At 63.9% G+C, this 21,784-nt stretch carries 20 protein-coding genes; 7 read left to right on the top strand and 13 right to left on the bottom strand.

Annotation, left to right across the window (positions count from 1 at the left end; genetic code table 11):
- Nucleotides 1–30: 30 nt before the first annotated feature.
- The 7 genes from paaX to AB7245_RS12595 all read right to left on the bottom strand — a co-directional run bounded on the left by paaX (nt 31) and on the right by AB7245_RS12595 (nt 6,232).
- On the bottom strand, nt 31–897 hold the full coding sequence (paaX, locus tag AB7245_RS12625; protein ID WP_085403975.1) for a phenylacetic acid degradation operon negative regulatory protein PaaX: 867 nt from the start codon (nt 895–897) through the stop codon (nt 31–33).
- 202 nt (nt 898–1,099) lie between these two features.
- Nucleotides 1,100–1,870: an esterase/lipase family protein gene (locus AB7245_RS12620; RefSeq protein WP_085403965.1), complete on the bottom strand. Its 771-nt coding sequence runs from the start codon at nt 1,868–1,870 to the stop codon at nt 1,100–1,102.
- Between the two features lie 201 nt (nt 1,871–2,071).
- Nucleotides 2,072–3,358 (bottom strand): DUF445 domain-containing protein, encoded by a 1,287-nt coding sequence (locus tag AB7245_RS12615; protein WP_085403966.1) that lies wholly within the window; start codon nt 3,356–3,358, stop codon nt 2,072–2,074.
- 163 nt (nt 3,359–3,521) lie between these two features.
- Nucleotides 3,522–3,977: a phasin gene (locus AB7245_RS12610; protein WP_085403967.1), complete on the bottom strand. Its 456-nt coding sequence runs from the start codon at nt 3,975–3,977 to the stop codon at nt 3,522–3,524.
- 202 nt (nt 3,978–4,179) lie between these two features.
- On the bottom strand, nt 4,180–4,773 hold the full coding sequence (locus AB7245_RS12605; protein ID WP_063984735.1) for a GNAT family N-acetyltransferase: 594 nt from the start codon (nt 4,771–4,773) through the stop codon (nt 4,180–4,182).
- Entirely contained in the window at nt 4,770–5,852 is a 1,083-nt protein-coding gene (locus AB7245_RS12600; RefSeq protein ID WP_085404377.1) for a PHA/PHB synthase family protein, read from the bottom strand. Before AB7245_RS12600 ends, AB7245_RS12605 begins: the two co-directional genes overlap by 4 nt.
- Nucleotides 5,849–6,232, bottom strand: coding sequence for a hypothetical protein (locus tag AB7245_RS12595; protein WP_085404378.1), 384 nt, complete (start codon nt 6,230–6,232; stop codon nt 5,849–5,851). Before AB7245_RS12595 ends, AB7245_RS12600 begins: the two co-directional genes overlap by 4 nt.
- 164 nt (nt 6,233–6,396) lie before the next feature.
- On the opposite strand from AB7245_RS12595, the gene AB7245_RS12590 reads away from it, so the two are divergent.
- Together AB7245_RS12590 and AB7245_RS12585 are read left to right on the top strand one after the other, a co-directional pair.
- Nucleotides 6,397–7,311 carry an alpha/beta fold hydrolase gene (locus tag AB7245_RS12590; protein WP_085404379.1) on the top strand — a complete coding sequence of 305 codons (915 nt, stop codon included), beginning with the start codon at nt 6,397–6,399 and terminating at the stop codon, nt 7,309–7,311.
- Between the two features lie 124 nt (nt 7,312–7,435).
- Complete coding sequence (locus AB7245_RS12585; RefSeq protein WP_085404380.1) at nt 7,436–7,900, top strand: nuclear transport factor 2 family protein; 465 nt, start codon at nt 7,436–7,438, stop codon at nt 7,898–7,900.
- 99 nt (nt 7,901–7,999) lie between these two features.
- On the opposite strand, the gene AB7245_RS12580 is transcribed toward AB7245_RS12585, so the two are convergent.
- The 6 genes from AB7245_RS12580 to AB7245_RS12555 form a co-directional block, all read right to left on the bottom strand.
- Nucleotides 8,000–8,674 (bottom strand): spermidine synthase, encoded by a 675-nt coding sequence (locus tag AB7245_RS12580; RefSeq protein WP_085404381.1) that lies wholly within the window; start codon nt 8,672–8,674, stop codon nt 8,000–8,002.
- 30 nt (nt 8,675–8,704) lie between these two features.
- Nucleotides 8,705–11,941, bottom strand: a complete 3,237-nt coding sequence (locus AB7245_RS12575) for a bifunctional cytochrome P450/NADPH--P450 reductase (RefSeq protein WP_085404382.1) — start codon at nt 11,939–11,941, stop codon at nt 8,705–8,707.
- A gap of 131 nt (nt 11,942–12,072) precedes the next feature.
- Complete coding sequence (locus AB7245_RS12570) at nt 12,073–13,068, bottom strand: alpha/beta fold hydrolase (RefSeq protein WP_028146842.1); 996 nt, start codon at nt 13,066–13,068, stop codon at nt 12,073–12,075.
- 10 nt (nt 13,069–13,078) lie between these two features.
- The gene (locus AB7245_RS12565) at nt 13,079–14,629 is read right to left on the bottom strand and encodes a WS/DGAT/MGAT family O-acyltransferase (protein ID WP_028157105.1); all 1,551 of its coding nucleotides are present in this window, start codon (nt 14,627–14,629) and stop codon (nt 13,079–13,081) included.
- A gap of 46 nt (nt 14,630–14,675) precedes the next feature.
- Nucleotides 14,676–15,476: an esterase/lipase family protein gene (locus AB7245_RS12560; protein WP_439034253.1), complete on the bottom strand. Its 801-nt coding sequence runs from the start codon at nt 15,474–15,476 to the stop codon at nt 14,676–14,678.
- The gene (locus tag AB7245_RS12555) at nt 15,477–15,734 is read right to left on the bottom strand and encodes a DUF6489 family protein (protein WP_071915885.1); all 258 of its coding nucleotides are present in this window, start codon (nt 15,732–15,734) and stop codon (nt 15,477–15,479) included.
- A gap of 385 nt (nt 15,735–16,119) precedes the next feature.
- Here AB7245_RS12555 and AB7245_RS12550 point away from each other — a divergent pair, with 385 nt between their 5' ends.
- From AB7245_RS12550 to AB7245_RS12530, 5 genes are all read left to right on the top strand, one after another.
- Nucleotides 16,120–17,715, top strand: a complete 1,596-nt coding sequence (locus AB7245_RS12550) for an ABC transporter substrate-binding protein (RefSeq protein WP_085404385.1) — start codon at nt 16,120–16,122, stop codon at nt 17,713–17,715.
- 104 nt (nt 17,716–17,819) lie between these two features.
- Nucleotides 17,820–18,800 carry an ABC transporter permease gene (locus tag AB7245_RS12545; RefSeq protein WP_063984746.1) on the top strand — a complete coding sequence of 327 codons (981 nt, stop codon included), beginning with the start codon at nt 17,820–17,822 and terminating at the stop codon, nt 18,798–18,800.
- A 10-nt stretch (nt 18,801–18,810) separates the two neighbouring features.
- Nucleotides 18,811–19,782, top strand: coding sequence for an ABC transporter permease (locus tag AB7245_RS12540; RefSeq protein ID WP_085404386.1), 972 nt, complete (start codon nt 18,811–18,813; stop codon nt 19,780–19,782).
- A 28-nt stretch (nt 19,783–19,810) separates the two neighbouring features.
- Complete coding sequence (locus AB7245_RS12535; protein WP_085404387.1) at nt 19,811–20,797, top strand: ABC transporter ATP-binding protein; 987 nt, start codon at nt 19,811–19,813, stop codon at nt 20,795–20,797.
- Nucleotides 20,794–21,783: an ABC transporter ATP-binding protein gene (locus tag AB7245_RS12530; RefSeq protein ID WP_085404388.1), complete on the top strand. Its 990-nt coding sequence runs from the start codon at nt 20,794–20,796 to the stop codon at nt 21,781–21,783. Before AB7245_RS12535 ends, AB7245_RS12530 begins: the two co-directional genes overlap by 4 nt.
- Nucleotide 21,784 lies beyond the last annotated feature (1 nt).

Here is a 21,784-nt window from a genome sequence, read left to right as displayed (position 1 = left end):
TTCATGCAATATATTTCTGTAACATATAAATCAGACCTCGAACCTCCGCTCCAGGAGCTTTCGAGCCGGCGGCAGTGGCCCCTTCTCATTGGTTCCATGGCTATCAAGCCATTGTTCCGACGGCGCAAGCAGCGCGCGATAGACCTCGCGGCAGACTTCACGTGCTGCCCTGCCAGGCCAGTCGCCGGGCAGCAGGCTCTCGGGCAGCAGCGGATCGCGCAACACGACGCGGCGGTAGTAGTGGATCAGCAGGATCCGCGCGGTGAAGGCGTCGGCCTCGGACAGATCCGCACCGCGCGCGATAGCGGCACGGAGCGGCTCGAACGTCTTCATGAACTTCAGATAGGCGTCGGCGGTGCGGTCCAGCGGCCAGCTCGCGCTGAGCAGACGGCGCCCGCTGTCATCTTCAGCCGAGACTTCGAGACGGATCGCCCCGGCAGCCTCGTCCGGCACCGGCACGCCTGATGGCGCGACCCACACGCCGGGCAGCGGACTGCCGAAGCCGGCGTTGCGCAGCGCTTCGCGCGAGACGTCGCGATCCTCGCCGTTGCCGATCAGGAGCAGCTCGAAGCGCCCGGTCCAGTCCGACGATGGCGGATCGTAGATGTGGCGCGTGGCGGCCTCGAAGGTCTGACTTCCCTTGTCGGCCAGGCGATAAAAACTGTTACGGCCAACCTTTTCGCGCATCAGCCAGCCATCGGCAGCAAGGCGCGACATCGCGGTGCGCACCACGCCGGCATCGATGTCCAGACTCTCGAAGAACTCCAACAGCGTGCCGAGCCACACCGAGCCGCCGCGCGGCACGATGGCGTCGCCAAACACGGTGATGACGATGGAGCCCGTGCGTGACGGCTCACGCTTGAGCTGGTCGATGATGCGGGACAATGGATGCGCCATGCGCGAGGCATAGCGCGTTTGGTGCGGGCGCGACAATGGACGGGGGCGACAATCAAAGCGAGAGCCGGGCTCGATCCTTCGAGACGGCGCTTCGCGCCTCCTCAGGATGAGGTCTGATCGCTTTCGCGCGGCGTCACTAGCTCTCAGTCCTCATGGTGAGGAGCGCGGCAAAGCCGCGCGTCTCGAACCATGCAGGCCGCGCTTACCGATGCGGATCGGGATAGATCATGCTGCGCCAGCCGCTGCGGTCGAACGGCCGCCACTGGCCTTCCTTCTGCGCGAGGCGGTCGGCGACCGCATAGACGGCTGCGGGATGATGGCCCATGCCGCAATGGCTGCTCTCGACCTCGATGCTCTCGGTCTGCGCGCCCGTCTTCTCCATACAGCCCTGCCAGGCGCAGACGCCGTCGGTGCGGCTGAAGACGGCGGTGGTCGGCACCGGCGGCGGGACGGCGAGCTCGCCGCCGAACTGCGGATCGACCTCGTCGGACTTCCGGCCGCTCGCCCATTCATAGACGCGCCAGGCATTGGTCGAACGGGGATCGCCCGCGAAGGGGCTGCCGAGCGTGATCACCTGGCGCACGCGCGCCGGCATCATCTTGGCGAGCTGGCGCGCATAGAGGCCGCCGAGGCTCCAGCCGACCAGACTGATCTTGCGGCCATGCTTGTCGCTGAGCTCCTGCACGAGATCGACCATCGCATGCTGCACGCCCTCGCGCAGGCCGTAGTTGCGGCCCTGGCGCCAGCCGCTTGCCGCGTAGCCCTTGCTGGTCAGAAACGAGCGCAGCGCGCGCGTCGACGCGTCGGAGGCCACGAGGCCCGGGAACACCAGCACCGGATGCCCATCGCCGCGGGGCGCAAGGCTCAGCAGCGGCAGTGCGCCGAGGAATGCGCCGAACTCGTGGATCGCGCGCCCTTCCAGGAACATCAAGGTGCGGGACGGCGGACGCAGCGTCTGGGCAGTAGCAGTCATCAATGGTCCCCTGGGCAGAATTGCTGAAAAGGCTACCGGTTGCGATGCCGGCAAATGGGTATGAATTCCAACACTCCGGCTTCTCGAACGTTCCGCAACGCAGCATGAATCAGCTAGGCGGCCGATGCCCGACATTCAAGCGGGTGAAACCCAAGGCGACAATAGGCCCGCGCGTGAATGCCAGCGTCCGTGACGCAAAAGTCACAACCACCGAAGCAGGAATTCTACGGAGTAGAGAGCAAGACCTGCGAGCCCGCCGATCAGCGAGCCATTGAAGCGGATGTATTGCAGGTCGCGGCCGATGTTGATTTCAATCAGCGAAATCAGCTGCGCCATATCCCACGCCTTGACCTGGTCGGAAATGAAGGTCGAGACGCCGCTCTTCTGATCCGCAACGAAGCTGCGCAGCACCGCCACCAGACCCTTGTTGATCTCGCCGCGGAGCTCGGCATCGCCGGCGAGCGCCTCGCCCGCGGCGACGAACATCCCGGCGAGATGATGCTGCAGCACCTGCGTCTCGCCGCTCGCGCTGCGCTCGATGAAGGAGCGCGTGTTGGCCCAGACGGTGCGGGCGAGATCGGCAAGCTCGGGCCGGGCGAGCAGATCGCGCTTCAATCCGTCGATGCGGTCGATATAGGCCTGATCGGTGCCGAGCCGGTCGACGAAGCCCAGCACCATGCGATCGAATTCGCCGCGAAACGGATGTTTGGGATCGCTGCGCACCTCGTTGAAAAAAGCCGTGGCGGACGCCACGATCTTGTTCACCAGAAACTTGTCGGCGCGATAGAGCCTGAGCAGGGTCGGCAACTCCGCGCGCACCTTCTCGCGGATCATCGCCATCGTCTCGGTCTGATTCAGCGTCTCGTGCATCACGCGCAGGAGATCATCGAACAGGATCTGATGCCGCCCTTCCGCGACGAAGCCGCGCAGCGTGCCGGCCGCGAGCGGCGCAAGGTCGATCGCCTGGAGCTGCGAGGACATGCGGCGAATGATGAAGGTCATCAGACCCGAGCTTTCCGTCGCGGAGACGGCCTCCGGCAGCAGGCGCAGCGCGAAACGCGCGAGATCATCGCTGCGCTTGCGGTCGCGCAGCCAGTCGGCGACGAAGGAGCCGAAATCGATCTCCCTCAGCTTGGCCTCGACGGGGCGGGCCTCGAGGAAATGCACCTGGATGAACTCGCCGAGCTTGTCGGCGATGCGGGCCTGATTGCTCTGGATGATCGCGGTGTGCGGGATCGGCAGGCCGAGCGGCCGCTTGAACAGCGCGACCACCGCGTACCAGTCGGCGAGCCCGCCGATGGTCGCAGCTTCTGCGAAGGCCGCGATGAAGCCGAACACGGGATGCACTGGCAGAAGCCATTTCGCAACGACGAACAGGGCAAGCGTCGAGGCCAGCACCAGCGTCGCCAGTGCTTTGACGCGGCGAAGCTCCGCCGCGCGTTCGGCGTCACCGGGGGTGTCGAAGGAGAAGGTAGCGGGCGGGGTCATCACTGCATCACCCTACTCGTCATTGCGAGCGAAGCGAAGCAATCCAGAGTCTTTCCACGGAGACGGACTGGATTGCTTCGCTTCGCTCGCAATGACGGCAGCGCAAAAAACAAAGGCCCGCCGAAGCGGGCCTCAAATTTCAGTTTGTACTCAGGGTGCCGTATCAAGCGGTCTTGGTGTAGACCTTGGCAAAGTTGTCCTGAGCGGACTTCGCACCGTTGGCAGCGAGCTTGCCGACATAGTCGGCGGTCGCCTTGGCGCGCGAGACGAAGACTTCGCCGCGGGCGCGGAGCAGGCTCGACTGGATCTCGACGGCTTCGCTGACCGACTTGGCGGACGCGAGCTTGTCGATGCCCGAGAAGAACGCCTCGGCGTCTTCATAGATCGCCTGCTGGATGTTGCGGCTGATCTTGCCGGCCTCGGTGACGGACTCGGTCACCGCGTTCTCGACGGCGGCGGTCACGCGCTCGGAGCCAGCGAACACCTCGGCAGCACGGTCCTTGGCGGTGTTGGCGGACTTCTTGACGAAATCGCGAGCGGCCTCGGGAACTTCCAGGTTCTGGATGTTCTTGAAAGCGTCCTTGAAGCCCTCGAAGGCAGTGTTGGTTTCGGTGGTCATGGGGTTCTCTCCATCCTCATTGGGTTGAGCTATGGGCTCACCCCGTCCTCATTGGCCCGGGGCACGGCTTGTATGACATAATTAATGGTGCGATGCAATATTCGTATTGCACTGCGATATCACGAAATCGTGAAAAGCCTTAATGGAAGGCAATTTGCCGCCTCCCTGGCCAGACGGGTTCCGGATAACGAGCCGGCCGCCCCTAATGCTGGACGGCACCCGGCAGCCCATAGGCCTCCATTTGGGCCTGCACCTGCGCAATATTGTGCCCGAGCACGACAATGTCGTGGGTCTTGCCGTCGACGTCCCGGACATGGTCCCGCAGCAGCGCCTCGGCCTTGAAGCCGAGGCTCTCGAACAAGGCGATCGCCGCCTGCTGGTCGACCGTCATCTGGACCGAAAGCTTTTCCAGGCCGGCGCCGAGCGCGAGCGCAAAGGTCTCCTGCGAGAGCGCCCGCCCGACCCCCTTCCCGCGCACGTCGAGGGAAACAACCATCCGGATCTCGCCGACATGGGGCGACCAGGAATGCGGATCGCGCACCAGCGTGCCGCAGCCGACGACCTTGGCGTCCCTGACCGCGAGCAGGCTGGTAATCGCGCCGCGCTCGATCTCCTTGACCCAGGCCGAGAGCACCTTCGGCTCGCTGATGTTGCGCGGCAGGAACAACAGATCATGGGTCGGCAGGCCCTTGCCGAAGGCCAGCATCGCGGCCTCGTCCGCAGGCGACATCAGGCGGATCTCGATATCGCCAGCGTCGGTCTTGACCTGACGCGGATAGGAACGCTGCTCACTCATGTCGATCTCTTCCCCAGCCAGGAATCCAGTTTCGGCCACAGCCGTTTCACAGCGTTGGCGCCGGCGACAAGCGAGACGTGACCGCCCTTCAGCATCACCTCTTCCTTGTCATCGGATCCGATCTTCGCGATCAGGTGTTTTGCGGCGTCATACGGCACGATGTGATCGTGCTCGGCGACCGCATGCAGGAACGGCACCTTGATGTCTTCGAGCTTCGCCGCGCGGCCGCCGACCGACATAGTGTCGTTGAACAGTTTGTTGTCCCACATCAGATCCTTGGTGATCGTGCGGAAATACTCGCCCGCAAGCGGCAGCGTGTCGGTCGCCCAGCGGTCGAACATGCGATACGATTTCACGAACTCATCGTTCCAGATGTTTTCCCAAAGCTGGATCTGGCTCGCCGTGCGCGAGGCCGGGCGCAGCATCTCGAACGAGGACAGGATCATCTCCGGCGGCACGTTGCCGACGCTGTCGACGAGGCGGTCGACGTCGAAATAGCGGCGGTCGGAGAAATTGGAGAACAGCTTCATCTCGCGAAAGTCGATCGGGGTGGTGAAGCAGATCAAATTCTTCATCGGCCCGTCCTTGTGGATCGAGCCGTAGAGCAGCGACAGCACGCCGCCGAAGCAATAGCCGATCACCGAGACGTCCTGCTCGCCGGAATCCGCCTGCACGCGGCGGACACAATCCGGGATGAAGTCGAGGACGTAGTCCTCCATGCGCAGGCTCTTCTCCTCCGGCCGCGGCGCGCTCCAGTCCAGCATGTAGACGTCGTAGCCGCGCTTGAGCAGGAACTCGATGAAGCTCTGACCAGGCACGAGATCGAGGATGTAGCCACGATTGGTGGTCGCCATCACGATCAAGACCGGTACGCGGTAGATCTCGTCGGACATCGGCCTGTAGTGATAGAGGCTCATGGTGCCGCGCGAATGCAGCACGTCCTTCGGCGTCGAGCCGAGCGAAGGGCCCGAAGTCGAGAAATATTCGACGCCCTTGATGCTGCGCTGGATGGCGCGCTGCACCTCGGACTGGATGCGATCCGGGATCGATGCGAGATCTAGTCCGGTGGCTGCATTCATGTCTGCTCTCCGCCCTCGGACGGCGGGCGCCTGGTGCGCGGCGGTCGCAATGCCGTATCGGAGCCCTGAGATACGCCGGAACGTGCCGCCATCTGGCTCAGCATCCACTTGATCTCACCGATCTGGCCTTCGATGGCTTGCAACCTTTCGGCAAGGCCAGTGACCTGATCGCGGCTGGGCAGGTTCATGGAGACCAGATATTTTTCCATGAGCTCGCCGAGTTGCTTCTGAGCACCTGCAGCAACCCCTCCCGCGCGGTTCATCGCCTGTGAAAACTCGGGCGACGACATGGCCTGGTTGGCGAAGGAGTTGAACCCCTTCTCCATCTCACCAACCATCTTCTGCCACATGGCGACGGGGTCATTGGTCTTGTCGGTCATCGGCGTCCTCCTGATATCGAGAGCTGCGATGCCCTTCTTTTTTCGCCATACCACACCGTTGCGAGGGAGCGGTCAACCGGCAGGTCGCGCGGTGCGGCGCACACGGCTTCTTTGCGGCGGCAAACCGTGCGATACAGCATCGATCAGCAGGAGGGAACGCGCCCGTGACCACCCATCAGCCGCCCCAGAGCATCCGCGCCAACGGCATCGACATCTGCTACGAGATCTTCGGCAACGACAATGCCGAGCCGCTACTGCTGATCATGGGGCTCGGGGCGCAGATGATCCACTGGGACGATGCGTTCTGCGAGCAGCTCGCCGTGCATGGCTTTCGCGTGATCCGCTTCGACAATCGCGACATCGGCAAGTCGAGCCATCTGACGGGCGGCAAACGCCTGACGCCGCTCGAGCTGCTGAAGCTGCGCTTTCTCAAGATTCCCGTCGCCGCGACCTACAAGCTGATCGACATGGCGAAGGACACGGTCGGCCTGATGGATGCGCTCGGCATCAAGTCGGCGCATCTGGTTGGCGCCTCGATGGGTGGCATGATCGCGCAGGAGGTGACGCTGTCGTTTCCAGAGCGCGTGCGCTCGCTCACCTCGATCATGTCGACGACAGGCAATCCGCGCGTGCCACCGCCGACACGCGAGGCCTCCGCGATGCTGATGGCTCCGCCGCCGCAAAGCAAGGAGGAGTTCATCGTCCGCTTCGGCGAGACCTGGAAGGTGCTGCGCGCCGGGTCCTTTCCGGAAGAGGAAGCGCTCGACCCCGATCGTGCCGAGCGCGTGTTCGCACGCGGCCTCAATCCGGCCGGCGTCGGCCGGCAGCTCCGCGCCGTACTCGCCTCCGGCAGCCGCAAGGAGCGGCTGCATGGCGTGAAAACACCGACGCTGGTCATTCACGGCACCGTCGATCCGCTGGTGCGGCCCGAAGGCGGCAAGGACACCGCAGAGTCGATTCCCGGCGCAAAGCTGTTGATGATCGACGGCATGGGCCATGCGCTGCCGATGCGCTTCTGGCCCGACATCATCCGCGCCATCGACAAGCACGCTCATGGGGCGGCGGCGCAGGCGGCGTAAACGCGACCGGTCTCCTCGCGGTGACCATGTGAGCTTCCGGTTACTCTCTTAACGTGAGCCGGCGCGAAAGCTATACAGGCCTCCCTCAATCGCAAGACAGAGGCTGCGGCCTCTCGGAGTTCACATGCATCTCATCGTCCGGCCCGTCGCAATGATTGCGGCTTCCATTCTCATGCTGTCCCTCAGCAACGGCGCTGCGCTGGCCGCCAGCGCGCAGGAAGAAGCCAACCGCGCCGCCGTGCTGGCCTTCTACGAGAAGGGCCTTAACCAAAAGGACGCCGACGCCGCCCTCGCCTATGTCGGCAACCGTTATGTCCAGCACAATCCGAACGCGCCCGATGGTCCGGACGGTTTTCGCAAGTTCATCGGCTTCCTGCGCGAAAAGTTCCCGAGCTCGCACAGCGAGATCAAGCGCTCATTCGTCGACGGCGACTTCGTCATCCTGCATGTCCACTCCGTTCGCGAGCCCGGCAGCAGGGGCCGCGCGATCGTGGATATCTTCAAGCTGGAAAACGGCAAGATCGTCGAACACTGGGACGTTGTTCAGGACATCCCGGAAAATCCGGCGAACAACAATACGATGTTCTAGAGCCGTAGCCCGGATGAAGCGCAGCGTAATCCGGGACCACTCTTTGCGGATCGACCGCCCCGGATTTCGCTTCGCTCCATCCGGGCTACAAATCGCCGCCTAGCTCTTCCGCGCAATCCAGATTACATGGCGCGCGCCGCCGCCTCGTCCGGTGGCCCGGACATTGACTTCGTTCACATCGAAGCCGGCGCTGCCGAGGCGCTTGGTGAAGGCCGGGTTGGGTCCCGACGACCAGACGGCGAGCACGCCGCCCGGCCGCAGCGCCACCTTCGCCGCTTTCAACCCGCTCGCATTGTAGAGTGCGTTATTGCCCTTCCGGGTCAGCCCCTCCGGCCCGTTGTCGACGTCGAGCAGAATGGCGTCGAAGGCCGACCGCTGCGCGCGGATGATCTCGCCGACATCGGTTTCCCGGATCTTCACCCTGACATCATCGAGACTGTCGCCAAAGACCTCGGCCATCGGGCCGCGCGCCCAGGCGACCACCGCCGGCACGAGCTCGGAGACCACGATCTTCGCCTTGCTCCCGAGCACAGTCAGCGCCGCGCGCAGCGTAAAGCCCATCCCGAGGCCTCCGATGAGGACAACGGGCTTTGCGACCTTCTCGATCTGCTTCGCCGCCAGTGTCGCGAGCGCCGCCTCAGAGCCCGACAGGCGGTTGTTCATCAGCTCGTTGGTGCCGAGCTTGATGGAGAACTCCTTGCCGCGCCGCATCAGGCGGAGCTCCTCGTCGGAGCCGGGGATTTTTGCGGTGTCGATCTTTTCCCAGGGAATCATGGGAAAGCTTTAGCACGATCGGACGAACAATCACCCTCCCGCCCAGACGTCCAGCACATAGCGGTTCTTCGCGCCCATCTCCTCGATCCAGCGCACAGCTGTGGCGGCATCGCTGCCGCTCTTCTCGCGATGGATCGCAACGAGCGCGGCCTTCACGTCGGGCTCCATCTTGCCGCCATCGCCGCAGACATAAATGATCGCGCCCTGCTCGATCAGCGGCCAGACCCTGTCCTTCTGCGCGGCAAGCATGTGCTGCACATAGGTCTTCGGTCCATCTGCACGCGAGAATGCCGTGAAGAGCTCGGTGATGCCGCTTGCCGCCAGCCCCTTCAGCTCCTCCGCGTAGAGAAAATCCTGGTCGGGATGGCGGCAGCCGAAGAACAGCATGGCCGGACCGAGGGCGGCGCCTTTCGCCTTGCGCGCAGCGCGCTCCTGGAGGAAGCCGCGGAACGGCGCAAGCCCGGTGCCCGGGCCGATCATGATGATCGGCACCGATGACTCATCCGGGAGCCGGAAGCCGGCCTTGGTCTCGCGCACGGTGGCATAGATCGCATCGCCCGCACGCCGGTTGGAGAGATAATTCGAGCAGATGCCTTTGTAGACACCGCGCCCGGAGGCGGCCGGCCCTTCGACCACGCCGACCGTGACGCTGCATCGCGCCGGGTCGACCGACGGCGACGACGAGATCGAATAGTAGCGCGGCGCCAGCAGCGAGAGCATTTCCAGGTAAACGTGGAACGGCAACTCGCAGGCCGGATATTCGAGCAGCATGTCGAACACCGATTTGCGCCCGGCCAGAATCTCGGTGCGATAGCGCTCGAGCGGCTCGGCCTCCTCGCCAACGAAGGCCAGCAGCTTAGGCTTGGTGACCGGGCAGCGGGTGTGCTCTGCCATGATCTGGATCTGCTTCCGTGTCGCCACCTGCTGCAGCTCGACGAACTCGCTGAGCAGGCGTCCGACCGAGACGGCATTGCCGACCGGCAGCTGCGCGCGGCGGCCTTCGGCGACCTGAAGCCTGATCTGGTCCGCCGGCAGGAAGCCGAAGCGACGGGCAACCGAATCCACCAGCGTCGGATCATTGCGCGGGACCACACTCAGATGATCGCCGACGCGGTAGGTGATGTTGGACGGCAGCTGCACCTCGATATGGCGCGTCGAACGCTCGGACGGATTGGCGCTGGACTTGTTCTGAAGCTCGTCATTGACCAGCACCTTCATCGCGACAGCACCGCCCTGCGCGACGATGGTGTTGACGGCGGTTACTGCGACAGGCTCGATCGCATAGAGCGGATCGTCCTCCGCGGTGCGGGTGAAATTCCAGTCGATGCCGAATTCCTTGGTGGCGACCTGCGCGGCCGCAGGGAACCATTTCTGGAACTGGCCGTCGAGATCGCTGCGCGCATCGCCTTCGCCGCGCGGATAGACCGCGCGCGCACCATGCTTCGACAATTGCTCGTCGATGAAGCGCGGCACCGATTGATAGGTCGCCGCCCAATCGCTGTTGCCGCAGCCGAACACAGCGTAGCGCACATTGGCAAAGGCATCCTTCGGCAGATCGTCGCCGAGCCATTTGACGAATTGCGTCGCATTGTCAGGGGGCGCGCCGTTATAGGAGGCGCAGATGATCAGCACGCCACCCTCCTGCGGCAGCTTGCCGACGTAATCGTCGAGCGGCCCGAGATGCACGGCAAAGCCGTTGATCTCGGCAAGGTCGGCCATGCGCGTCGCGAGCTCCTCGGCCGTGCCGAGATTGGAGCCGTACAGCACCAGCATCGGCGTATTGTGGCCGGGCCGCGTCGTCGGCTGACGAGGCGCCCGCGGCCCCGAGGACGCAGCTGCGACAGGACCGCCATAGGCGCCGCGCTCGCGATCGGCGCGCGGACGTACCTTGATCTTGAAGCCTTCCGGCTTCATCGTCAGCGTTTCCTTCAGATGCATCTGATAGCGCTGATGGTCGATCAGCTTGAAGCGCTGGAGGATCATGCCGAGCGCGAGTGCCGCCTCGTGCATCGCAAAACCGCGGCCGATGCAGGCGCGCTGGCCATTGCCGAACGGCTTCCAGGCGTTGATCGGCCGCTTGGCCTCCGCCTCGCGGCTGAAATTCTCGGGATCGAAGGCGTCCGGATTCGGACCCCAGACCGAGGGATCGCGATGCAGCGCCGTCACCAGGATGGTGATGAAGGTGCCCTTCCTAAGCCTGTACTGGCCGCCGCCGATAGTCTCGTCGTTCAGCGGCGAGATGCCATAGGCCGGCGCCGGCGGCCACAGCCGCAGAGCTTCCTTGAGGATCTGCGTGATGTAGGTGAGCTGCGTCACCTGCTGGTAGGTCGGCTTCGCGTTGACGTCGGGGCCGAAGACGCGGTCGACCTCGTCATAGGCCTTCTTGAGAATGTCCGGGTGCTTGAGCAGAGCGTAGAGCGTGTAGGACAGCAGGCCACTGGTGGTCTCGTGCCCCGCGATCAGGAACGTGTTGATCTGGTAGCGGATGTTGATGTCGTCAAGCTGCTCGCCGGTCGAACGGTCGACGCCGGTCATCATCGCGGCGAGCATGTCCTTCTTGTCGTCGATCCCTTCGGCGCTCTTGCGGCGCTCGGCGATGATCTCGTCGACCATCTTGTTCATGAAGGCGACGTCTTCGGCGAGCGTCTTCCGGCGCTTCTGCATCCAGAGCTGCTCGAACGGCAGGCCGCGCGTCATCATGATGGTTTCGAGCGAGCGCACCAGCGACTCGACGAAGGGATGGTAGTCGCGTCGATAGAAGGAATTGAAGCGGTACTCGAAGCCGCACAGGCCGATTGTGTCCAGCGTCAGCGCGGTCATGTCATGGACGACGTCGATCTCGTCGTCGGCGTTGAGCCGTTCCCATTTGTTGACGAGCTGCTCGGCGATATCGACCATGCTCGGGTGATAGGACTGCATGGCGCGGTTGCCGAACGGCTGAAGCAGGATGTTGTGCGCCTTGCTCCAGTTCGGCTCCCTGGTGTCGGCCGTGAAAAGGCCGTCGCCGCCGACCGCGCGCACGCGGCGCAGCGCACCGCGCACCGTCTTGTCGAAGCGCTTCTCGTCGGACAGCTCGTCGACGAGATCATGGCCGGAGACGACGACGATCGGCGAACCCATCATGTCGAGCCAGAAGATCGGCCCGAGCTCCTTGGCAAGCCGGGTCAGGTGCTGCACCGGCGCGGCCGAATCCAGCGACAGCATGTTGCCGACCACCGGCTTGGTCGGCGGCTGCGGAATCGGGTCCAGACGGTTCTTGGATGACATCGAAATGTAGTCCCCCTGCCTCAATGTCGTCATTGCGAGCGAAGCGAAGCAATCCAGAATATATCCGCGGAGGCAGTCTGGATTGCTTCGTCGCTTCGCTCCTCGCAATGACGCGTTCGCAACGACGAGCGCTAACCAAACCGCCTTCTACGCCATTCGATCAGCTTGGCGCTGACCTCTTCCGGCTTCTCCTGCTGCGTCCAATGGCCGCTGTCGCGGACCAGGTATTTTTCGAGATCGGGAATCAGCTTGTCCATGCCATCGGCGGAAGACGGCGGCAACACCGCGTCGTTCTCGGCCATGATCATCAGCGACGGCACCCGCACCGTATGATCGAGCCCTTCGGCGCGCGTCCAGTTGCGCGACATGTTGCGGTACCAGTTGATGCCGCCGGTGAAGCCCGTTCTGGTGAAATTGTCGACGAACACCTTTTTCTCTTCCGGCGACAGGATCGGCGTGCGCGGATCGTGCTTCGCGTCGTAAGCCGCAATCATCTGCGGAAACGCCAGATTGACCCGCGGCGAAGCGCCCACGCCGGCAATCACTTCCTCAGCCGGCGCATCGGGCGGGCGCGGCGCCGGCTTGCGCATGAACGCATCGAATGTCTGCTCGACGCGACTGCCGAAGATCCTGTCGGGTTCACGCGCCGGATCCTGAAACTGCACGATGTACATCTTGTCGCCGAAGCGAGCGCGCAGCAGCTCGATCGGATCGGCCCAGGCACGGTTGGTGTGAGGCGTGTTGATGCCGACCACCCCCGCAACCCGGTCGATGTGCCGCAGCGGCATCTGCCAGACGATGAAGCCGCCCCAGTCGTGACCGACGAAGATGGCCTTGTCGATCTGGAGATGATCGAGGAGCCCAACGAGGTCGCCGGTCAGATGTTCGATGTCGTAGGCCTCGACCGGCTCGGGCCGGTCGGTCGCGCCATAGCCGCGCTGGTCCGGCGCGATCACCCGGATGCCGGCCTCGCTTAGCGCCTTGATCTGGTGACGCCAGGAGAAGGCGAGTTCCGGCCAACCGTGGCACAGCACCATCGGCGGCTTGTCGCTGACCGGGCCCGCCTCGTAGTAGCCCATGCGGATTCCGTTCGTCTGCACGAACTTGAGCGGTGGCATCTCAATCATCGCAATATTCCTACTCTGCGGCGCCCTTGACGTCGGCCGCCGGCGGCGCGTAGGCCGCCTCCAGCGCGGCGAACTCCTCCGGCAGCATGTCGCACATCACCTGCACGTGCGGAATGATGTTGGCGCCGACGATGAAGCCGAAGTCGAGCTGGTCGCGATAGCTCTGCACGGTGATGTTGAGCGCCTGTCCATGCGTCGAGATCGACACCGGGAAGATGTGCAACAGCTCCGCGCCGGCGGCATAGAGCGTCTGCCGCGGCCCCGGCACGTTGGACACCGTGATGTTGGCCGCCGGCGGCAGCACATCCGACAGGTTCGAGCGGCTGTAGAGCAGCGCCAGAACCTGCACCATCATCGGCGCACCCAGCATCGAGATGTTGGAAATCTGCGGCATCAGGGCCCGCAACGGATGCGACATCTCCTTGGACTTGGTCGACTGCGCGATGATCGCCTCCAGCCGCGCCTTGGGATCGTCGATATTGGTCGCGATCGAGCAGATCATGCCGAACACCTGGTTGTTGGCCTCGGTGTTGCCTTCCTCGCGCAGCGAGATCGGCACGGCGGCGGTCAGCGATTTCGCCGGCAGCGTGCCATATTGCTGGAGGTAGCGCCGGACCACGCCGGAGGCGAGCGCCAGCACCACGTCGTTGAGCTTGCCGCCGGCCTGCTTGGCGAGCGCCTTTGAACGCGACAGCGAGATCGAGACGCCGGCAAAGCTGCGTTCCGAGGAAATCGTCTTGTTCAGCATGGTCGGCGGCGACACCATGCTGGCGAGGCTTTCCCGGGATTTCGGATCGGAGATTTTGCCGAGCACGTCGGAGACGCTCTTGACCATGGTCGGGATGTTGCCGGCGAAGCGCACCGCGCTCTCGATCTGATACATCGCATTGTCGAACAGGATCGAGCCGATGTCGCTCTTGCCCGTGCGCGGCAATTGCAGGTTCTTCGCGGCGGCCGAGGCATCGAGCGGCTGGGTGAAGAGCTGCTGATAGGAATCGAGCAGGTTGGCGGCGATGTCGCGCGGCTCCTGTCCGGGCTTGCTGCCCGCCGTCGGCGGATCGACCTTCCGGGGGGTGGGCGAGATATCGTAGATCATGTTGGTCAGCGCCGCCCCGGCGCCGCCGTCGATGGCGGCATGGTGCATCTTGGAATAGAGCCCGACCTCGTTGTCCTTCATGCCCTCGAACACGTAGAACTCCCAGAGCGGCCGGGCGCGGTTCAAGAGCTTGGCGTGCATCCAGCCGACGATGCGTTCGAGCGTGGCGCGGTCGCGCGGCTGCGGCAGGCTGGCGCGGAAGATGTGGCGGTCGATGTCGAACTGGTCGTCCTCGACCCAGGAGGGATGATCGATATCGAGCGGCGCCTTCTCCAGCCGTGCCTTCAGGATCGGTGCGATGTGCAGGCGCGAGACGATCATCGCCTTGAAGTCTTCGAAGAAGTCGCCCTTGTAGTCGTCAGGCAGGCGAAAGATCGCCATGCTGCCGACATGCATCGGCATCTCCGGCGTTTCCAGATAGAGAAATGATGCGTCCAGCGACGACAGCTTCTTACCGTCAGCCATAGTTCCCTCCGCTCGTTTCGACGGGCGCCTTTGCCGGCGCTTCTCGTCAGGCCGATACTGCCCGTTCCGGCGGGGCATATGCAATGGCAAACGGCCCTGCCCGGTCGAACGGCCAGAATTCCCCCTCCGGTTGCGCCAGGCGGTCCGCCACGGCCCACAGCGCCGCGGGGTTCACGCCGAGCCCGATATGGCTCGCCAGGTGCACCTCGATGTTCTCGGCGCGGTCGGAGGGACGCAACAAACAGGTTCGCCAGTTCACGACACCGTCGGCGCGCGAATAGATCGACGTCGCCGGCACCGGCAGATCGCCGGCGATCGCCTCGCGCAGTTCGGCGAAATCCTCGACACGCTCGCCGGTCAGCGCTTCGTACAGCCGCGTGGCGTTGGTCGCCCGCACGTCGTTGGCAAACGGGCTGCCGAGCGTGACGACGTAACGGACCATCTCGGGCGCCTGGAGCGCGAGATCGCGGGCATAGACGCCGCCGAGACTCCAACCGACCAGGCTGACCTTGCGTCCGCTCGTGGCGTGGATTTCGGCAAGGCGCTTGCGCAGGGCTTCCCTCATCCGTTCCAGCCCACCGAGATTGCGCCCCATCCGCCAGGCATGCGCCTCATAGCCGAGCTCGCTGAGATAGCGCCGCATCGGCGCCATCGAAAGATCGCTGGCAAGAAAGCCCGGCAGCGCCAGCACCGGATGGCCGTCGCCCCTGGGCGCGCGCATCAGGAGCGGCGACAGCATTACGCTGGCGTTGAATTCGAAAAGTCCACGGGCTTCGGCCAGCAGCAGGCCGAGGCTCGGCGGATGAAGCCGGCCCGACCCCTGCGGCTCGTCCGGCCCGGGCGACATTTATTTCTTCTTGTCGCCGCTGCGCGGGCTGCCGAGACCGGCCATGGTGACGAACATGTCCTGAAACCGCTCGGCGATCTTGGGATCGAAGGTGAACCAGCTCTGGATCAGCGATTCCGGCGAGACCTTGTCGATATTGGACATCATCTGCTGTTGCAACTTGTCCATCACGGCGGTCTGCATCGGCATCACGTCGGGTAGTCCGAAGAACTGGCGGGCTTCAAGGGGGGTGCAGTCAATTTCGATGTTAACTTTCATGTCCCCTCCAGATGAGATTCGAGCGGCCTGTCGCAGTATCGCCGCGAGACGGTGTGCAACGCAAGCGACCTGAGGCTGGCGGCCGGCCTTGCTTCCGCGATCGGCGGATATGGTCAATGAAATCGCGCCCGCCATGAGCCCGCTTCCTCGGCGCCCGGCGGGGCACGAGGGCCCCGCGGCCGGGGACTTCACCGATCGAAAGTCGAATATCGCCCGCGAACCCCTCGCCGCCAGATTGTCGGCCAGCATTGCTGCACAGCGGCGCAACTTGGCGCGTTCCTTGCTGGAATGGCGCTTGCACGGGTCGTGGACTCTGGGCAACATGGATTGGGACGCCCGCCGAACAATCAAAAATCACGGCGCGGCAGAGTGGAGAGGGTCAAGAATGTCAGTCGGTCGAACTCTGTTTGCGGCGACGCTCGCCGGTACGTTTGCGTTGACGGTCTCGTCGGCGTCGAGCCAGACGCTACGTTATGCCAACCAGGGTGACCTGAAGTCGCTAGATCCCTATACCCTCAACGAGAGCACCACTCACGCCCATCTCGGTCACGTCTATCAAGGCCTCACCGCGCGCGACAAGGACCTCAAGATCATTCCGGCGCTGGCGGAAAGCTGGGAAACCCCGGAGCCGACCCGCTGGCGCTTCCATTTGCGCAAAGGCGTGAAATTCCACAACGGCGATCCCTTCACCGCCGACGACGTGCTGTTCTCGGCCGATCGCGTCCGCAAGAAGGGGTCCAACATGCAGACCCGCCTTGCTCCGGACGTCAAGGTGATCAAGGTCGACGACTACACCGTCGATTTCGTCCTGCCCTCGCCCAATCCCATCCTGCATAACGCGTGGGATGTCTGGTACATCATGGACAAGAAATGGGCCGAGGAGAACAACGTCGTCGACCCGACGCCGGTGGCGGCGACCACGCCGAGCTACGCCTCGCTCCACGAAAACGGCACCGGTCCCTTCATCATCGAGAGCCACCAGCCCGGCGTGAAGACGGTGTTCAAGGCCAATCCCAATTACTGGGGCAAGGTCGAAGGTAACCTGAAGGAGATCATCTTCACCCCGATCGCCTCCGACGCCACCCGCGTCGCCGCGCTGCTGTCGGGCGAAGTCGACGTCATCGAGCCGGTGCCGATCCAGGACATCTCCCGCGTCGATTCGAGCCCGAACGCCCAGGTGCTGAAGGGGGCGGAGCTGCGCACCATCTTCATCGGCTTCGATCAAGTCCGCGACGAGTTGCTCTACTCCAGCATCAAGGGCAAGAACCCATTCAAGGACATCCGCGTCCGCGAGGCCTTCTACAAGGCGATCGACATCGAGCTGATCAAGACGCGCGTGATGCGCGGGCTGTCGACGCCGTCGGCGTTGATGATCGCTCCGGAATTGTTCCTGCTGTCCAAGGAGTTCACCCGGCCGAAATTCGACCCTGAAGGCGCCAAGAAGCTCCTGACCGAGGCCGGCTACCCCGACGGCTTCGAGGTCACCATGGATTGCCCGAACGATCGCTACGTCAACGACGCCGCGATCTGCCAGGCCGTCGTCGGCATGCTCGCCCGCATCGGCGTCAAGATCAATCTGCTGGCGCAGCCCAAGGCGCAATACTTCGCCAAGGTGTTGAAGCAAGGCGGCTACCAGACCTCGTTCTACATGCTGGGCTGGACGCCGAGCACGATGGATTCCCACAACGTGCTCTTTGACATCATGGGCTGCCGCGACGATGCCAAATCCTCGCGCGGCGAAGCCAATCTCGGCGGTTACTGCAACAAGGAGTTCGACGCCATCACCGACAAGGTGCTGGTCGAAACCGACACCGCCAAGCGCAACCAGCTGATCAAGCAGGCCTACGAAATCGGCAACAAGGACTGGTCCTACATCCCGCTGCACCAGCAGGCGCTGGCCTGGGGCGTATCAAAGAAGGTCAACCTGCCGCAGCGCGCCGACAATCTGGTCATGTTCCACTGGGCGACCAAGAAGGAATAGCGACAGTTGAACACGAGGTCCCGGCAGCGTCAGGCTTCCGGGACCTTTCCTTTTCCGGCTGACAAAGACGTCAGCCAAACGCACACCCAAGGATAGTGGAAGGCATGCTCGCTTTCACTCTTCGCCGCGCCCTTCAGGCCATCGGCGTCATGTTCGCCGTCGGCATCATCGCGTTCTCGATGTTCCGCTTCGCCGGCGACCCGGTCAACCAGATCGTCTCGATCGATACGTCGGCGGCCGAACGCGAAGCCGTGCGCAAATCGCTCGGCCTCGATGATCCCGTGCCGGTGCAGTTCGTCCGCTATTTCGGCAACGCCGCGCAGTTCAAATTCGGCGTCTCCTATCAGTTCCGTCAGCCGGTCTCTACGCTGTTGATGGAGCGCATGCCCGCGACGCTGGAACTGGCGATCTGCGCGACCGTATTCGCAATGGTGTTCGGCATCCTGATGGGCGTCTATTCGGCGCTCAAACGCGACACCGTGCTCGCCAAATTATTCCAGGCGGTTTCGCTGATCGGCATCTCGTTGCCGACTTTCCTGATCGGCATTCTCCTGATCTATCTGTTCGCGGTGACATTGGGCTGGTTGCCCTCGTTCGGTCGCGGCGAGGTGGTCAAGCTCGGCTGGTGGACGACGGGGCTGCTCACGCTGTCGGGCCTGAAGGCGCTGATCATGCCCTCGATCACGCTCGGCCTGTTCCAGATGACCCTGATCATGCGGCTGGTGCGCGCGGAAATGCTGGAAGTGCTTCGGACCGACTATATTCGCTTCGCTCGGGCCCGCGGGCTGACCACCCGTGCCATCCATTTCGGCCACGCACTGAAGAACACGCTCATTCCCGTCATCACGGTGGCCGGACTACAGTTTGGCTCGGTTATTGCATTTTCGATCATCACCGAAACCGTATTCCAATGGCCCGGCATGGGACTTCTGTTCGTGCAGGCCGTGCAAAACGTCGATATCCCGATTATGGCCGCCTACCTGCTGATGGTCTCTCTGATTTTCGTCACCATCAATCTGGTGGTCGACATCCTCTACACCGTGGTCGATCCGCGCCTGCGCTCGACCATCGGCCGCGCCGCATGAGGCAGCCTCCATGTCCGACGTAGTCGCCTCAAATTCCGACAAGCAGAGCACGCTGCCGACGCATGCCGCCCGCAGCTGGCTCAGCCGCGCGCTCGACAGCGACATTTTCTATTCGTTCCGCCGCTCCAAGCTGACCATGGTGGCGGCGGCCATTACCGTGCTGTTCTTCCTGCTCGCGATCTTTGCATCGGCACTCGCGGTGCAGAACCCGTTCGATCCGGCGCAGCTGCAATTGATGAACTCGCGGATCTCACCGCTCTGGACCGCCGACGGCCAGAGCCCGTTCCTGCTCGGCACCGACGAGCAGGGCCGCGACGTGTTCTCCGCCATCCTCTATGGCTTGCGCATCTCGCTCGCCGTCGGCGTCGCCGGCGTGGTCTTCGCCGGCGCGCTCGGAATCGCACTCGGCCTGACCGCCGGCTATTTCGGGGGCGCGGTCGACGGCGTGATCATGCGGATCGCCGACGTGCAGCTGACCTTCCCCGCCATTCTGATCGCGCTGCTGATCAACGGCATCGCGAAATCGATCCTCGGCAACCGGCTGGATGCCAACAGCATGCTGGTGGTGCTGGTGATCTCGATCGGGCTTAGTTTCTGGGTCGGATATGCCCGGACGGTGCGCGGTTCCGTGATGGTCGAGAAGAACAAGGATTACGTGGCCGCAGCGCAGCTGATCGGCCTGCCCGCGCCAAAGATCATGCTGCGACACGTACTGCCCAACACGATGGGACCGATCCTGGTCATCGCCACCATCAACCTCGCGCTTGCCATCATCACCGAGGCGACCCTGTCCTTCCTCGGTGTCGGCCTGCCCGACACCATGCCGTCGCTCGGGACGCTGATCCGCATCGGCAACAACTATCTGTTCGCGGGCGAATGGTGGATCGTCGCCTTCCCCGGGCTTGCGCTCGCCGCGCTGATCCTGTCGATCAACCTGCTCGGCGACTGGCTGCGCGACGCGCTCAACCCGAAACTTCGATGAGCAAAGCTTCGATGAAAACGCCTCGCCCATGACCGAACCCGTTCTCTCCGTGCGCAATCTTCAGGTCGAGTTCGCCTCTCGCCGCGGCACGCTGCGCGCGATCGACGGCGTCTCGTTCGACATCGCCAAGGGCGAGGTGCTCGGCGTGGTCGGCGAATCCGGCGCCGGCAAGTCCGTCACCGGCCTGGCGGTGATCGGCCTGATCGATCCGCCCGGTCGCATCGCCGGCGGCGAGATTCGTCTCGCCGGCCAGCGCATCGACAATTTGCCCGCCGAGCAGATACGCCGCATCCGGGGAAAACGGATCGGCATGATCTTCCAGGATCCCCTCACCTCGCTCAATCCGCTGTACCGCGTCGGCGACCAGATCATCGAGACGATCAAAACCCACCTGAACCTGTCCGAGACGGCCGCCCGCCGCCGCGCCATCGACCTGCTCGCCGAGGTCGGTATTCCCGCGCCGGAAAAGCGCATCGACGGCTATCCCCACGAATTCTCCGGCGGCATGCGCCAGCGCGTTGTGATTGCGCTGGCGATCTGCGCCGAGCCCGAGTTGATCATCGCGGACGAGCCAACCACCGCGCTCGACGTCTCCGTGCAGGCGCAGATCATCTCGCTGATCAAGCGGCTCGGCCGCGACCACGGCACCGCCGTGATGCTGGTGACGCACGACATGGGCGTGATCGCGGAGACCTCCGACCGCGTCGCGGTGATGTATGCCGGCCGCGTCGCCGAGATCGGCCCGGTACAGGACGTCGTCAGGAATCCGCTGCACCCTTACGCCAAGGGCCTGATGGGCGCGATCCCGACGCTTGCCGGGGACGACAAGCGCCTGGTGCAGATCCCCGGCTCCATGCCGCGCCTGTCGGCGATCCCGCGCGGCTGCTCGTTCAATCCGCGCTGCGCCTTCGCCTTCGATCGTTGCCGGGTTGAACGGCCGGAGCCACTATCGCGCGGCACACAGTCCGTTGCCTGCCATCTCTACGACACCGTGCCTGCGGAGAGCGCGGCATGAGCACGCCCTTCGTCCAGGCCACAAATCTGCGCCGCGTCTTCGACGTCTCAAAACCCTGGCTCAACCGCGTGCTCGAAGGCGGGCATCTCGAATATCTCAAGGCTGTCGATCACGTTAGCTTCGACATCAGGAAGGGCGAGACCTTTGCTCTGGTCGGCGAGTCCGGCTCGGGCAAGACCACGGTGGCGCGGATGGTCGTCGGCCTGTTGCCGCCGAGTTCCGGCAACGTGCTGATCGACGGCATCTCGATGACCGATCCACGGCAGGCGCAGGCGCGGCGAAAACTGCGCCGCCGCATCCAGATGATCTTTCAAGACCCCTATGCGAGCCTGAACCCGCGCTTCCGGGTCGATGCCATCATCTCCGAGCCGATCCGCGCCTTCGACCTGATCCAGGGCGAGCGCGACATCCAGGCGCGCGTCGGCGAACTGCTCAGCCTTGTCGGGCTGCATCCCGACGACCGGTTGAAATTTCCACACGAATTCTCCGGCGGCCAGCGCCAGCGCATCGCGATCGCGCGAGCGCTCGCCTCCGATGCGGAGTTCATCGTTTGCGACGAGCCGACCTCGGCGCTCGACGTCTCCGTGCAGGCGCAGATCCTGAACCTGATGCGCGACCTCCAGGACAAGTTCGGCCTGACCTACATGTTCATCAGCCACAACCTCGCCGTGGTCCGCCACATGGCGAGCCGCGTCGGCGTGATGTATCTCGGCCGCATCGTCGAGATCGCGGAGGGACGCGAGCTGTTCGCCCGACCGCGCATGCCCTACACCAAGATGCTGCTGGGCGCCGTGCCCGATCTCGCAATGTCGGGCCGCCAGCGTATTCCAGTGAAGGGCGAGATCCCGAATCCGATCAATCCGCCGCCCGGCTGCGCCTTCAATCCGCGCTGCCCGCTGGCGTTCGATCTCTGCCGCAAGGAAGCCCCGGAACTGATCGCCGGCGTCGCCTGCCATGCGGTGAACACCGCGCCGGTCCCGGCGTGAC

This window comes from Bradyrhizobium sp. 604_D8_N2_3, assembly GCF_051810765.1.
In the GTDB taxonomy this organism is placed as follows: Bacteria; Pseudomonadota; Alphaproteobacteria; order Rhizobiales; family Xanthobacteraceae; genus Bradyrhizobium; species Bradyrhizobium barranii.
The sequence above is the reverse complement of the archived record's forward strand: the minus strand, read 5'-3'. Positions and strand labels throughout refer to the sequence as shown.

What these genes read in the sequence shown, in the direction of transcription:
- paaX (WP_085403975.1), bottom strand. Translation starts at nt 897, where the DNA reads ATGGCGCATCCATTGTCCCGCATCATCGACCAGCTCAAGCGTGAGCCG.
- AB7245_RS12620 (WP_085403965.1), bottom strand. Translation starts at nt 1,870, where the DNA reads ATGACTGCTACTGCCCAGACGCTGCGTCCGCCGTCCCGCACCTTGATG.
- AB7245_RS12615 (WP_085403966.1), bottom strand. Translation starts at nt 3,358, where the DNA reads ATGACCCCGCCCGCTACCTTCTCCTTCGACACCCCCGGTGACGCCGAA.
- AB7245_RS12610 (WP_085403967.1), bottom strand. Translation starts at nt 3,977, where the DNA reads ATGACCACCGAAACCAACACTGCCTTCGAGGGCTTCAAGGACGCTTTC.
- AB7245_RS12605 (WP_063984735.1), bottom strand. Translation starts at nt 4,773, where the DNA reads ATGAGTGAGCAGCGTTCCTATCCGCGTCAGGTCAAGACCGACGCTGGC.
- AB7245_RS12600 (WP_085404377.1), bottom strand. Translation starts at nt 5,852, where the DNA reads ATGAATGCAGCCACCGGACTAGATCTCGCATCGATCCCGGATCGCATC.
- AB7245_RS12595 (WP_085404378.1), bottom strand. Translation starts at nt 6,232, where the DNA reads ATGACCGACAAGACCAATGACCCCGTCGCCATGTGGCAGAAGATGGTT.
- AB7245_RS12585 (WP_085404380.1), top strand. Translation starts at nt 7,436, where the DNA reads ATGCATCTCATCGTCCGGCCCGTCGCAATGATTGCGGCTTCCATTCTC.
- AB7245_RS12580 (WP_085404381.1), bottom strand. Translation starts at nt 8,674, where the DNA reads ATGATTCCCTGGGAAAAGATCGACACCGCAAAAATCCCCGGCTCCGAC.
- AB7245_RS12575 (WP_085404382.1), bottom strand. Translation starts at nt 11,941, where the DNA reads ATGTCATCCAAGAACCGTCTGGACCCGATTCCGCAGCCGCCGACCAAG.
- AB7245_RS12570 (WP_028146842.1), bottom strand. Translation starts at nt 13,068, where the DNA reads ATGATTGAGATGCCACCGCTCAAGTTCGTGCAGACGAACGGAATCCGC.
- AB7245_RS12565 (WP_028157105.1), bottom strand. Translation starts at nt 14,629, where the DNA reads ATGGCTGACGGTAAGAAGCTGTCGTCGCTGGACGCATCATTTCTCTAT.
- AB7245_RS12560 (WP_439034253.1), bottom strand. Translation starts at nt 15,476, where the DNA reads ATGTCGCCCGGGCCGGACGAGCCGCAGGGGTCGGGCCGGCTTCATCCG.
- AB7245_RS12555 (WP_071915885.1), bottom strand. Translation starts at nt 15,734, where the DNA reads ATGAAAGTTAACATCGAAATTGACTGCACCCCCCTTGAAGCCCGCCAG.
- AB7245_RS12550 (WP_085404385.1), top strand. Translation starts at nt 16,120, where the DNA reads ATGTCAGTCGGTCGAACTCTGTTTGCGGCGACGCTCGCCGGTACGTTT.
- AB7245_RS12545 (WP_063984746.1), top strand. Translation starts at nt 17,820, where the DNA reads ATGCTCGCTTTCACTCTTCGCCGCGCCCTTCAGGCCATCGGCGTCATG.
- AB7245_RS12540 (WP_085404386.1), top strand. Translation starts at nt 18,811, where the DNA reads ATGTCCGACGTAGTCGCCTCAAATTCCGACAAGCAGAGCACGCTGCCG.
- AB7245_RS12535 (WP_085404387.1), top strand. Translation starts at nt 19,811, where the DNA reads ATGACCGAACCCGTTCTCTCCGTGCGCAATCTTCAGGTCGAGTTCGCC.
- AB7245_RS12530 (WP_085404388.1), top strand. Translation starts at nt 20,794, where the DNA reads ATGAGCACGCCCTTCGTCCAGGCCACAAATCTGCGCCGCGTCTTCGAC.